The organism is Ammoniphilus sp. CFH 90114 (genome assembly GCF_004123195.1).
GTDB lineage: Bacteria > Bacillota > Bacilli > Aneurinibacillales > RAOX-1 > YIM-78166.
This window is the reverse complement of the sequence record NZ_SDLI01000002.1, coordinates 144,752-157,365: the sequence shown is the minus strand read 5'-3', so window position 1 is coordinate 157,365 and position 12,614 is coordinate 144,752. Positions and strand designations below refer to the sequence as shown.

Genomic DNA, 12,614 nt, shown 5'->3' with positions numbered 1-12,614 from the left:
TCACCGCCCACGGCTGCTCAGGATTAAGTCGGAGGCTATTTTACCAGAGGCGAGGGCTGTCACCACGCCACCAGGCCAGATGGTCCAATGTCCAGCGCAATAAAGGTTTTCAATAGGGGTCACAATCCGTTGATCGGTGGCGCTTATGAGTGTCCGTTTCGGGTTCCATGTCCAGCCTGCCGTAGCTCCCCCGCTGTTTAGCGTATATCTATGATGAGTTAAAGGGGTTGCTGACGAGCTGTGTACGATCGCTGATCGCAAACCAGGAATAATTTGAGCTGCATTTTCAATGAGTTGTTCCTCCGCCAATTTCTTTAGCTCTTTATAGCTGCGCTGACGCCTCCCGTCCGGCTCAATTCTCCAGCGCTGCATCCAATCATAAGAGCTGAACGTCTGTAGAATGAGGGTAGAGTGCCCCTCCTTGGCCAATTTCGGGTCCAGTAAACAAGGCGCTGACATTTCCATCGGCAGAGATTGGTGAAACGCTTCCCCGAATGGATCTGGAGAAGGCAGGTGTGTCGGGAAAAACCAAGTATGATGAACTCCCTTCAGATGCTTCCCTAGCTCCTCTGGACTCATTTTCAACCCAAGGTAAACTGTAAACATCGCTTCGCTAACCGGTGTATTCTTCATTTGTTCGATCCATTGGGTCACAGAAGGATGATATTGCAAAAGGTTTTCCATGGTGTGGCGCAGATCGGCATTCGAAATGACATGATGGGCACGGATCATACGTCCGTTAGCTAATCGAATCCCTCTTACCTTATTGTCCTTGACCACAATCTCTTCCACAGAAGCTCTCAGCGCAAGCGTTCCGCCACGTTCGGTAAAAGCATCCGCAAGCATATCCAGAAGGGCTTGTTTTCCGCCCTCATTGTAGTAGTAATCATCACACCACATATACCAAAACAGACCTGTAGCAAAAACACTTTGGTTGCGATAGCCCATGTGAGTCAAGATGCGGGACACCCTGCTATCTTTTCCAAGAAGTTCTCTAGTCTTTTTCCAGGAGATGGTGGAATTGTATTCCTTAAAGGCTTCATAATGGGGGAGTTTGGACCAGTAGCTTTCGTAATTTGGCATAAACGACTGGGCGTCGCCCTCTATGATCCCGCGAAATCCTTTCAAGTTATACAGACGCGCAACCTCATATACATGGTCATAATAATCAAAATAAGCATGTAATTCGGCTTCGCTTTCAGGAAAGGCTTGAATAAATGCCTGCCTTGCCCCGTCCATACTGTTAATAGTCACATCGAGGGAATTAAAGGGCGATAAGAGCCTATATCTGCTGGGATGAAAGGTTACGCGATCATTCAGCTGCAATTTCTCAAGAGCAGGGAGAATTCCACCCATGATTTCATTGGATTGAATACCGTAGTCGAAATAAAAACCTCGCTCCCACCCCCCCTGCATGTATCCACCAACGACGTAGTGGCGTTCAAGGAGTAAAGTTTTCACACCCTGCTGTGCCAGAAAGTTCGCAGCAAAAAGCCCGGCAATCCCTGCTCCGACAATAATGGCATCGTACGAGTCTTCCAGTTGGACGATAGGGATCGATTTTGCCTGACGAGAAGTAGAATTCATTGATTTTCTCCATCCTTTATTTTTATCAGCAACAGCGGGATTAGGGACAGATCGCAAAAGAGATTTCGCCCTTTGCGACGGTTTCGCCATTGACCGTCGCCACACAGTCTACAATGCCTCCCGTACTGATGATTTTGACAGGGCTGCAGGTAAAATGCAGCTGGTCACCAGGTTTCACGACATTTACAAATCGAATTTTCGTACCCGCAAGCAAGTAGGTTGCTTCCGTTTCTTCTTGCTGCATCGAGCGAAGCATGACAATGGAAGACTGAGCCAATCCCTCAATAATGAAAATCCCAGGATATATCGCCTGTTTAGGGAAATGCCCTGGCATCATCCATTCGTTTCCCGTCACATTCTTCAGTGCGATAATGCGCTCGCCGGGCTCGAGCTCCAAAACCGTGTCAATCATGATCATTGGATAAGCTTGAGGCAGCAACTCGCGAATCTCGTCATAAGTCAATACCGGTTTCATCTGGCTCCCCCTTAAAAGTTCTGTATCACCACAGCCGAAGAACAGCCGTAATAGTCCTGAGAAATGAGTAAAATGGTTCCTTTATTGTATTTCCAAGCTGTACAATCACGCGTGATATTTAGACCGCTAAACAGCTGGTTGTCTAGATCGCTTGGAATGGTGGCTGGAAGATACCCCGTCTTTAAGGCACCAAGTGCCGTAATCAGTTGAAAGTGGCCGCCAGCCCCATAGGTTTCTCCCATAATGCCTTTCGGGGAGCAGATCGGTACCGATTCCGAAGAAGAAAAATATTGGGCCAGTGCGGAAGCCTCGGCACGGTCCTGCCTTGAAAACCCGCTGGCGCCTGAAATCACAAGCTCAATGACCTCGGGACCAAGCCCCGCCTTTTGCACCGCCTGTTTGATCGCTCGCCGCAACGTCCCGCCTGAATCGCGCTCCTCCCTGCCAAGGGGAGTCGTTGAAGCCCATGACAACACTTTCGCGAGGGGCTGAACCTCTCTTTCCCGTGCGCTGGATGCTCGCTCAAGGATGACGGACGCCGCACCTTCCCCTGGTAACCAGCCTGTGGAATCCAGGAGGAAAGGGCGACCAGCCCACTCGGTTGAATCCTCAGACCATACTCCCATATGCTTGTAGCAGCTCAGGACACGATCGTTTAACTCTTCCACTCCCCCTACGACAAGACGAAGGGCCCGGGATGCGTTCAGCATCCGTGCGGCATAACCAATAGCGTCAAGACCTGCGCATTGTCCGGTGGAGATGGTTGTATTTAAAGCTTGTGCTTTGATTCGGGTACCGAGATGGGAAGAACCGGCATTCGCCAGCGTATTCGGTGCTTGCATCGGGCTGACATAGCGTGGACCCTCTGAGATCGCCGTATAATCATATTCAGACATAATCTTTAGACCTGTAAGATTGGCCGAAACCACTACTCCTAACGTTTCCGGTTCCTGTGACACGCGCTCAAGCTTGGCCGCATCCATAGCTAATAAAGAAGCTCCAGCCAGAAAACGAGCACTCCGAGGGAGATATTGCAAGCCTCTGCGCCCCAGCAAGGCTTCAGCATCCCAGTTCGTTACCATCACACCCGACGGGTAATCGGGGTCAGGCAATGGACGTTTGCCTTCCAGAAGTCTAGACCAGAATTCTTGCAGTTCCGACCCGAAGACAGAAACAATGCCAGCTCCTGTAATGACGATGGAATCCTGCTTATTCATCTTGATCCCTCCGTCCTAATAGAATCGTTGCGTTATTTCCCCCAAAGGCAAAGGAATTGCTGAGGACAACCTGCAATTCTTGCTGAATCGGTTGGTTCGGAACGATATGGTTCAAACACTCCGGATCCGGCGTTTGAAAATTCGCTGTTGGAGGAACCATCTGATGGTATAGTGCCAAGGAACAAGTGACGGCTTCAATAGCGCTGGCTGCTCCCATCGTATGACCAAGCATCGATTTGATCGAGCTGCACGGAATATCATCAGATCTTTCACCAAATGTATCTCGAACAGCGAGAGACTCGGTTGAATCATTGGCACGCGTTCCTGTTCCATGTGCGCTAATATAGGAAACCTGCGAAGCATCACAGTCCGCTTCCGCTAACGCCCGATCCATGCCTAACTTCGCTCCTGCTCCCTCTGGATGGGGCGCTGTAGGATGATGAGCATCACAGGATAAACCGTACCCTAGAAATTCCGCATAGATCCGCGCCCCTCGTTTAACGGCAAGTTCATAGTCCTCAAGGACCAATACCCCTGCCCCTTCACTTACGAGCGTCCCTTTACGCTTCGCATCAAACGGTTGGCACACATCCGGTGAGATGGCACCCAGCCTGTGAAACACCGCATAGCACCCGCGGGACAAGGCATCTGTCCCCCCCACGATGGCGATATCTACACTGCCGTCGCGAATGAGATCGGCTCCCCAACCGATAGCATAATTCCCTGCTGCACAGGCCGTTGGGATGGTCATACTTGGGCCGCCAATCCCCAATTCCTCCGCGATGGCTACGCAAACATAAGATGTGGGATAGGAAGACCAAAGACTAGAAGGAACTTCTGCTCCGTTCCCCATTTGATGGTTGTTACTGGATTCCACGATGGTTTGGTTTCCCATCGTCGTTCCCATGCACACAGCCACTCTCTCCATGTCCATGTCATGAAAGGATAAGCGGGCATCGTCTACCGCCATCCGTGTGGCAGCAACAGCCAGCTGTGTGGTTCTCGCGCAGTTGGCAGGATCGATAACGCGAAAGTAGGTGGAAGGATCGACATCCGTTACTTCACCCCCGTTTCGGATATCAAACAAAGACGTATCAAACGATTGAATCGGTCCTGTTCCGACGCTGCCTAAGCAGAGCTGCTGCCAGAATTTTTCCTGGCCAGATCCAATCGGCGACAGCACACCCAGACCTGTAATGGCAATTCGTTTTGTCGGACTTTGCATGATTAGACTTCCTTTGTTTCATTTTCATTCATAATTTTGATGACTACAGCAACGACCTGATTCAACGATTGCAAGTTCGTCAACTCTTCTTCAGCAATCTGGATCCGATACGCTTTTTCAATCCGTGCCACGATTTCAAGCGCCATCATGGAATCTACACCTAAATCCTGAACAAAATTCTCATCATCGGCAAAATCATCGATCTCAATGGTTGCGGCAATCATTTCTCTTAATTCTTCTTTTAGTTGCTGTTCATTCATTTCCAAGCCCTCCAATGGATAAAATGTAGTTTTATGAAGTTAACCCACCGTCAATCACCAATGTACTTCCGGTTACATAGGCCGCTGCGTCAGACAGAAGATACAGCACACTGCCGGCTATTTCTTCCGGCGTTGCAGGTCTGCCTGCAGGGATTTGCTCGATGGCTTGAAGCTTTTTTTTCTCAGACATGGCTTGCCACATGTCGGTCTCAACAAATCCTGGCGCGACACAATTGACCGTGACATGGAAGCGTGCGGCTTCCTTAGACAACGAGCGGACAAAGCCTATAAGTGCAGCCTTGGAAGCGGAATAATTGGTTTGCCCGACTGTGCCTGAAAGGCCGCCAACCGAGCTGATACAGACGATTCGTCCTTGTTTTTGTTGAATAAAGCCATAAATGACCGCCTTGCAATAGTTGAAGGTGCCCTTGAGATTGGTGTCCACGACGGTATCCCAATCCTCTTCAGTCATCATAGCCAGCAGTTTATCCCGTGTTACGCCAGCGTTCGTGATGAGGCCATCTAATCCGCCAAAACGCTCGCGGACATTCGCTACAACGGTGCGAGCCTCATTCAAACCGTTGACAGGCGTATGGATAGGAACCACACTTCCCTTCAGGTCACGGGAAGCCGCCACGACTTCCTGAGCAGCTGATTCATTATTTTTATAAGTGAAAGCAACATGTGCACCCTGCGAAGCGAGCGCTAACACGATCGCGCGTCCGATTCCCCGGGAGCCTCCAGTCACGAGGTATCGTTTCTCTTCGTAAGACACCCATTCATTCCCCCTGTCTGTCTATGTGTTGGTGAATTCATCGATCTCATCTTGTTTTTTTACAAATAACGACTTTATCATAACAGTCCTTGTTTAAAACTAGTTTAAAAAATCCAAAGAGCACCAAAGATTTTTCAAAAAAAAAAGACGCAGCCAGATGATTACTGACTGCATCAAAATTTCCTATTATGTAGTGGCAAATCCTCCTCCACCATGGGGTTTCCCACTTCAATCAACCCTTTATTTTGTGCCAGAAACACACCGATGAAGAAAACAAGTAACCCCGTTCCGACAAGGAGCCATTCAATTGGGATCACATCTGCTATAGGTCCAAATATTAGCATGCCAATGGGCATCATCGAAGTCGAAATCATCCCGTATACACCAAATACTCTCCCCAAATAGTTTTCCTCAATCTTTTCTTGTAGTAAAGTCCTGGTTGGCGCATTAAAAATGGGCATCGCAGCTCCTAATATCCCCATGAAAACGAGGTAGATCCAAAAAACAGGGACCATACCAAGGGCAAAGGTACAAGCACCCATGATCAAACTCGAGAGAATCATCGTATGAACTTTATTGGGAAAGCCCCCCCAAGAAGCAAGGATTCCTCCCCCTGCTATCATCCCCACCGAAAAAGCGACTTCAATGGCCGTTAATCGCCAAACCTCTTCCCCGAAGCTGCGCGCCACCTGCAGCGGAGTTAAAAAAGCCGCAGGAGCCATCAAGATATAAAAACAACCAAAAATCAAAAAGAATTTCTTTAGAAATTCGTGATGCTGAATATAGGTTAAACCTTGTTTTAAGTCATTAAAATAACTCGTGGTTGGTCTTGCGGCTGCCTTCTGATGCACAGGAATCTTAAAAAATATGAATAAAATCAAGATTGCAATCGCTGCGGTTAGAACATCGAGAAGAAGAATGATTTCAATGGAAGACATGGTCAATAAGGCAGCGCTAACCATCGGTGCCAAAAACAGCTTCAAGGCTTGTAGACTTCCATTGATTCCATTGACCTTCATTAACTTTTCCTCAGGCACAATTTGCGGCAAAATAGCCCCGACCGCTGGAGTTTGAATCCCTGCCCCGATCGCGCGAATAGCAGATATGAGTAAAAACAACCAAATATCATCATATCCCATCAAAAATACGACAGCTAGAATGAGCGTTGCAAGGGCAATCAGGGCATCTGAAAGAATAATGAGCATTTTACGATTGTAGCGATCCGCCCATACTCCCCCGAATGGGGATAGGATGAAGGTTGGGATAAAGCCACAAATAATCATCAGCGTAATCATCAATCCCGACTCCGTGGCAAGAGTAATATGCCACATGATCGCATATTGAACGATGGAAGAACCAAAAAGCGAGATCGTCTGGCTGATTAAGAACAGAAAAATATTTCTTTTCCAAATGAGGTTTACTTCACTCACTTTTGAATCCAATATACCCACAACCTTTTTGTGTAAAATAGTAGTTGGTATCTTTCATGACAACCAGGTTTCTCTTCAACACTAACGAAATAATATATTAATTGTTATTAAGTGTAAATTGAATTGTTCCCTTCACTTCTATTGCCAAACCTGGGGAGAAGGTCACGGCCTGTGGGGTTCTTTTTCTATGGAAATCAATCCGATTTATGTGCTTTTTGAATATATTATATAAGACAAATTCATTTCACTGAATTGTACCCCATCTTTATAATGTTCCTATAACAAAAAGGTGGAGGTACATGATGCTAGGAATTACTAATTATGAAATCTTTCTAATCACAGGCATTATCCTTAATTTAACTCCTGGGCCAGATACACTATTTATCCTTGGACGTAGTATGGCACAAGGAAGATCCGCAGGTGTTTGTTCTGCCTTAGGGATTAATGCGGGTGCAGTAATCCATACGATTCTAGCAGCGATCGGATTATCTGTAATCTTATCTAAATCTATTCTAGCGTTTACCATCTTAAAATACTTAGGAGCAATGTATCTATTGTATTTAGGTGCAAGATCTCTCCTTGCGAAAAATGATCAACTTTCCGTAAAGGAAGGGGGAAAAATGAGATTGCAGAAAATATTTTTGGAGGGCATGCTGACGAACGTATTTAATCCTAAAGTAGCCTTGTTTTTCTTAGCTTTTCTGCCTCAGTTTATAGAACCTCACAACTCCTATGGGATGCTGCCGTTTCTTGTACTTGGAGTAACCTTTGTTGTGACAGGGACTATTTGGTGTCTGATTGTAGCTTTTTTTTCTTCAAAGTTCACAATTCAGCTGAGAAACAATAGGAGAGCATCTTCCCTTCTTAATAAAGCTTCCGGATTGTTATTTGTTGGGTTAGGTATTCATTTACTTTTTACCAAGTCATCTAACTAACCTAAAAAAGAGCCAGGTTTCCGTATGTAATTACAGATCCCTGGCTCTTTCTTTTTCCTTTCTAGATTCATTTCTTATCCCATAAATGGATTAGCTATCGTAATTATACTCCTGATAATAGTAGACGTTTAAAGTCAAGAAAGGCTCGTGAATAACGATTTTTCTTATGAAAAACAAGATAAATGGATCTCTTGGGGATGGGATGTAGTGAGCGAAACGGAATCGAGATCAATTCACCTGATTGAATAAAGGAACGAGCCACAAGTTCAGGAAGAAAGGCTAACATTTTATGATTTAGAAGTAAGCGGGTAAGAACCGTAGTATCATCGACTTCAATAGACGGTAATAACCTCGTACCAATGTCTTGATGAAACCAGTCAAGGAAGGGGGACTCCCATGGAATATGGATAAACGGTAGTGTCCGCAATTCCTCACTAGTTAAGTGTAAGGGTACTTGAGTAAAAAGAAATGGACTAGCAACAAGCTGAAAGGATTCTTGAAAGAGCTCAATTCCCTCTAGATATGGATGGTGTGGAGGGGTGGGGACCACACACGCATCTAGTCTTCCATCCATTAGTAGGTCTAGCATTCTTTTAGTATGTCCCGTAAAAAAACGAAGGGTGTATTGGCTCTGATTCCTCAGCTCATGAATATAGGGTAAGAGGAAATAATGCCAAATCGAGACGTGGCTTCCGATAGCTAAAATCTCATCGAAATCTATCGAATTTTTGGCTACTAATTCCCCTTGTTTTAGTAGCTCAAGCCCTTTTTTCGCATAGGGATAGAGGGCAAGTCCTGCTTCCGAGAGCCTAACACTACGTGTATCTCGAACGAATAAAAGCTTGCCAACTTTGTTTTCTAACTGCTTTATCCGATTAGTCACTGTTGTTTGCGAGATATGCAGTAGCTCCGCTGTTCGTGAAAAGCTATGAGTATCAGCTAACGCCAGAAAGGTTTCCCAATGCTCGTAATCCATGTTCATCACCTTTGTCAACAATTGCATTATTGGCCTATTATAGCGAAATACACCCTTATACAGAAGAAAAAAATCTCGTGATCTTACCTTTATGATAATCATCGTATACCGGAATGTCGTCGTGCTCCAACACTATTAATTAAAATTGCTCAGGAAACAAAAAAAAGTCCCTAAAGCCTTGAGATTACTGGAATTCCAGCAGTGTCAAGGATCTTCAGGGATGGAAGTAGGAAATGAAATGGATTTACTACATACTTAATATACCATACAGAGCCTAGTTACGACAGGGCACATTGCTCGACAGTTTTCGGCAGGTTTCTATGCTTGTTTGAGAAAAAAATGGAGTCGATTAATACTAGACATAATTACTGAAAGTGTGTATATTTATATATTATAAAAGCATATTTATTCAATTACGACTTATAAAAATACTAACATGTTGGAGGCCCGAGAGGGAGGAACCTTATGAATATTCGTCAAGCTACAATAAAAGATTTAGACCGTATGGTTGAACTCATTAATATGTACGCAGAAAAGGGAATGATGCTGCCACGCTCCAAGCTATCCCTCTGTGAATCGCTAACCTGCTTTTCTGTTGTCGAGGATCCTGAAGCCGATCGCATCATTGCTGTTGGCGGGTTGCATATCTTATGGGAGGACTTAGCTGAGATACGTTCTCTAGTGGTGGCCCCAGATTATGCAGGAAAGGGAATTGGGAAGAAGCTGGTGGATCACTTATGTGAACGAGCTTGTGATCTAGAGATTAAGAAGGTCATGGCTTTAACGTACCAGGAGAAATTTTTTAATAGCTGCGGCTTTCAGGTTGTATCGAAGGAAACTCTTCCGCATAAGGTTTGGAAGGATTGCATCAACTGTTCTAAGTTCCCTGCCTGTGATGAAATTGCGGTGATTAAAGAGGTTATGGTTGCTCAAATTGCATCTTAGAAAAGGAACAAGGCTGTCCATGGTTTCATAAAAAACCGAGGATCAGCCTCTTTTTTTGCACAAGCAGAAGGGTCTTCCCTCGTCGATTCGCTTTGACGATAATAACAGTAGAAATTTCCTTTATTTCATAAAAAGAAATAAAAAAAGAGAAAATAAGAGAAAAATTTTCCTCTATTGCTCTAAAAAAGCCTCTAACAAGCTGTTTTTAGGGCAATAACGGTAATTTTTTCCCTTATTCCTCCTCTTTTCCACACGTTCATTGAAATATGGGAAAATGATTCCCTTATTGATCCACCAGGCCGCAACCACCAGGCTGCCTCCACCAACCGCGCCATCAACCGACCAACCAGCCCCTAACACCTGGCCTTCCCTACTTCTTGTTCAACAGGTTCTTAATCGTCCCCAACACTTTGTTATCTACTAATTCTTCAGCTTTCTTTAACAGCTCCTGCACGGTCTCAAGCAAGTCTGCTTCCCCATTCCAATGCTCGAGCAGTACATGCTTGTCCACTTCATTCATCATCCGACTCAAGGCATAAGCAGCTAAGATAATATCATCTAAAAAGCCGATAGGTCCGAGCAGTATCTCCGGCATGACATCCAAAGGAGAGAGAAAATACGCAACCACGACTCCTGCCATGGCCTTAGACTTGGTTGGTACACGTTTATCCTGAAGAAGCCGAGCAAATAAGACAAACAGATCTGGTGCAAGTAGAATGTATTTAGCTGCTGAATCGGCTTTATCACCTGTTTGCTTTTTGAGAAATTCTTCAACCTTACTTCTTAATTTATCATAGAATCTTTGGTGTTCCTTTTCTAACACAATCAACTGAGTGTTCTGACCAGCCTCTGAACGTTCACGCGGTTCCTCGGCTGATGCCGTTTCAATCTGACTCCACTCGCCATCGATCGAATTCTTCTTATCCCACTTGTTCACTTGACTGCCTCCATCCTCAAACTTAGGTTCTTACCCTCTATTTTACATGAAGATGAAAGCTTAGGCCAACTTGTCTATCCTAAAACCGCACGATCGCTTGCAAACTTCTCTCCGCGTAGGCGTTCGAATTCTTTTAGCAATCGTTCAATGGTTAGAGTCTCTTTCTGCTCAGGTCCTACATCAAGTATGATCGTCCCCTTATCCATCATGATCAAACGGTTCCCTAAGTCAATGGCTTGCTGCATATTATGGGTAACCATGAGGGTCGTCAGGCCTGCATTTTGAACAATCTCCTTCGTCAGCTGGGTGATTAGCGCTGCTCTAGCCGGGTCAAGTGCTGCTGTATGCTCATCTAGCAGAAGAACCTTGGGACTAGTGAAAGTAGCCATGAGTAGACTTAAGGCTTGTCGTTCTCCACCGGATAGAAGGCCGACCTTTGCACTGAGACGACTCTCTAAGCCTAAGTGAAGGGACTCAAGATGCCCACGGAACATTTCTCTTCGTTCTTTATTTACGCCTTTGCGAAGTCCTCTCGTTTTATTTCGAGAATAGGCCATAGCAAGATTTTCCTCAATCGTCATTGTTGGAGCTGTACCCGCCATAGGATCCTGGAATACACGTCCAATTAGAGGCGCTCGCTGATGCTCCTTTAGATGATTCACTACAGACTCATCAATTTCTACAGTTCCTTCATCAGGCTGAAGAACCCCGGAAATAATATTCATTAAAGTAGATTTTCCCGCTCCATTACTCCCTATGATCGTAACGAAATCTCCTTTTTTCAACTCCAGATTGATGTTTCCGAGGGCAATTTTTTCATCTACCGTGCCTTCATTAAAGATTTTATTAATATTCTTCATTCTAAGCATCGTCTGCTCTCCCCTCTTATTGAGCTGGATTTCTTGACTCTGTAATTTGCTTGCGTCTATCTGCTTTTTTCTTCTTCTCTTTCATACTAGAAATAATCTTCGGTGTGATAAGAGCAACAATAACGATTAAAGCCGTCATCAATTTCATATCTGATGGACTTAGACCCACCCGAAGTGCAATAGCGACCACGAGGCGGTAGATAATGGCACCACCAATAACAGCTAGAGTTGCGCGTTTAATCGAACGATTTCCGAAGATAGCCTCACCTATGATAACGGAAGCCAGACCGATAATAATCATACCAATCCCCATTGATACATCTGAGAACCCTTGGTATTGGGCCATTAAAGCACCGGATAAAGCAACTAATCCATTAGACAAAGCCAAACCAATAATAATCGTATTGTCTGTATTCGCGGAGAAGCTTCGAATCATTCTTGGATTGTCTCCAGTGGCTCTAAGCGCTAGTCCAACTTCCGTATCCAGGAACCAATCTACAACTAGTTTAATGACTACTACAAAAACAGCCATAAAAATAAGAGTAGAATATTGGGAAAAAGCCTGGGCAAAGGCACTTGTAAATGCTCCCATTTGAGACATAACCGTCTCTTCTCCAAGTAATCCGATATTCGCCTTCCCCATGATTCTTAAATTAATAGAATATAGAGCGATCATAGATAGAATACCTGAAAGCAGGGCATTAATTTTCCCCTTGGTATGAAGAATTCCTGTAAGACTACCAAAGAACAATCCTGCTAGCATCGCTACAAAGGTAGCCATAATCGGAGGATAACCGCCTACAATCATCACGGCTGCTACGGATCCGCCCGTTGTGAAACTTCCATCTACGGTTAAGTCCGGGAAGTTTAGTATTCTAAATGTTAGGTATACACCCATGGCCATAAGAGCAAAAATGATACCTGATTCAACCGATCCTAATAATGCTGGACCCATGACGAAAACCTCCTCATCCTCTATCTGA

The 12,614-nt window shown here is 45.0% G+C and carries 14 protein-coding genes; 2 read left to right on the top strand and 12 right to left on the bottom strand.

Translation table 11 applies throughout. From position 1 onward, the window contains the following. The 7 genes from EIZ39_RS05440 to EIZ39_RS05410 form a co-directional block, all read right to left on the bottom strand. Positions 1-1,587 carry a phytoene desaturase family protein gene (locus tag EIZ39_RS05440; protein ID WP_164984915.1) on the bottom strand — a complete coding sequence of 529 codons (1,587 nt, stop codon included), beginning with the start codon at positions 1,585-1,587 and terminating at the stop codon, positions 1-3. A 40-nt stretch (positions 1,588-1,627) separates the two neighbouring features. Then, the gene (fabZ, locus tag EIZ39_RS05435; protein WP_129198269.1) at positions 1,628-2,062 is read right to left on the bottom strand and encodes a 3-hydroxyacyl-ACP dehydratase FabZ; all 435 of its coding nucleotides are present in this window, start codon (positions 2,060-2,062) and stop codon (positions 1,628-1,630) included. Between the two features lie 11 nt (positions 2,063-2,073). Then, positions 2,074-3,279 carry a beta-ketoacyl synthase N-terminal-like domain-containing protein gene (locus tag EIZ39_RS05430; protein WP_129198267.1) on the bottom strand — a complete coding sequence of 402 codons (1,206 nt, stop codon included), beginning with the start codon at positions 3,277-3,279 and terminating at the stop codon, positions 2,074-2,076. Further along, on the bottom strand, positions 3,272-4,504 hold the full coding sequence (locus EIZ39_RS05425; RefSeq protein ID WP_129198266.1) for a beta-ketoacyl-[acyl-carrier-protein] synthase family protein: 1,233 nt from the start codon (positions 4,502-4,504) through the stop codon (positions 3,272-3,274). Before EIZ39_RS05425 ends, EIZ39_RS05430 begins: the two co-directional genes overlap by 8 nt. A gap of 2 nt (positions 4,505-4,506) precedes the next feature. Beyond that, the gene (locus EIZ39_RS05420) at positions 4,507-4,764 is read right to left on the bottom strand and encodes an acyl carrier protein (RefSeq protein ID WP_129198264.1); all 258 of its coding nucleotides are present in this window, start codon (positions 4,762-4,764) and stop codon (positions 4,507-4,509) included. Between the two features lie 31 nt (positions 4,765-4,795). Next, positions 4,796-5,539 carry a 3-oxoacyl-ACP reductase FabG gene (gene fabG / locus EIZ39_RS05415; protein WP_129198262.1) on the bottom strand — a complete coding sequence of 248 codons (744 nt, stop codon included), beginning with the start codon at positions 5,537-5,539 and terminating at the stop codon, positions 4,796-4,798. Positions 5,540-5,712: 173 nt separating this feature from the next. Beyond that, positions 5,713-6,981 carry an MFS transporter gene (locus tag EIZ39_RS05410; RefSeq protein WP_129198260.1) on the bottom strand — a complete coding sequence of 423 codons (1,269 nt, stop codon included), beginning with the start codon at positions 6,979-6,981 and terminating at the stop codon, positions 5,713-5,715. Positions 6,982-7,271: 290 nt separating this feature from the next. Between EIZ39_RS05410 and EIZ39_RS05405 the strand changes: the two genes are divergently transcribed. Further along, positions 7,272-7,904, top strand: coding sequence for a LysE family translocator (locus EIZ39_RS05405; RefSeq protein ID WP_129199120.1), 633 nt, complete (start codon positions 7,272-7,274; stop codon positions 7,902-7,904). Between the two features lie 103 nt (positions 7,905-8,007). On the opposite strand, the gene EIZ39_RS05400 is transcribed toward EIZ39_RS05405, so the two are convergent. Beyond that, complete coding sequence (locus tag EIZ39_RS05400; protein WP_164984914.1) at positions 8,008-8,880, bottom strand: LysR family transcriptional regulator; 873 nt, start codon at positions 8,878-8,880, stop codon at positions 8,008-8,010. A gap of 465 nt (positions 8,881-9,345) precedes the next feature. Here EIZ39_RS05400 and EIZ39_RS05395 point away from each other — a divergent pair, with 465 nt between their 5' ends. Then, positions 9,346-9,825, top strand: coding sequence for an N-acetyltransferase (locus tag EIZ39_RS05395; protein ID WP_129198257.1), 480 nt, complete (start codon positions 9,346-9,348; stop codon positions 9,823-9,825). Between the two features lie 171 nt (positions 9,826-9,996). On the opposite strand, the gene EIZ39_RS05390 is transcribed toward EIZ39_RS05395, so the two are convergent. The 4 genes from EIZ39_RS05390 to EIZ39_RS05375 all read right to left on the bottom strand — a co-directional run bounded on the left by EIZ39_RS05390 (position 9,997) and on the right by EIZ39_RS05375 (position 12,586). Further along, complete coding sequence (locus EIZ39_RS05390) at positions 9,997-10,185, bottom strand: hypothetical protein (RefSeq protein ID WP_129198248.1); 189 nt, start codon at positions 10,183-10,185, stop codon at positions 9,997-9,999. 10 nt (positions 10,186-10,195) lie between these two features. Further along, positions 10,196-10,762, bottom strand: coding sequence for a YkvA family protein (locus EIZ39_RS05385; protein WP_240675711.1), 567 nt, complete (start codon positions 10,760-10,762; stop codon positions 10,196-10,198). A 74-nt stretch (positions 10,763-10,836) separates the two neighbouring features. After that, positions 10,837-11,631 (bottom strand): ABC transporter ATP-binding protein, encoded by a 795-nt coding sequence (locus EIZ39_RS05380; RefSeq protein WP_129198246.1) that lies wholly within the window; start codon positions 11,629-11,631, stop codon positions 10,837-10,839. A 16-nt stretch (positions 11,632-11,647) separates the two neighbouring features. Next, positions 11,648-12,586 (bottom strand): ABC transporter permease, encoded by a 939-nt coding sequence (locus EIZ39_RS05375; protein WP_129198244.1) that lies wholly within the window; start codon positions 12,584-12,586, stop codon positions 11,648-11,650. Positions 12,587-12,614: the final 28 nt, after the last annotated feature.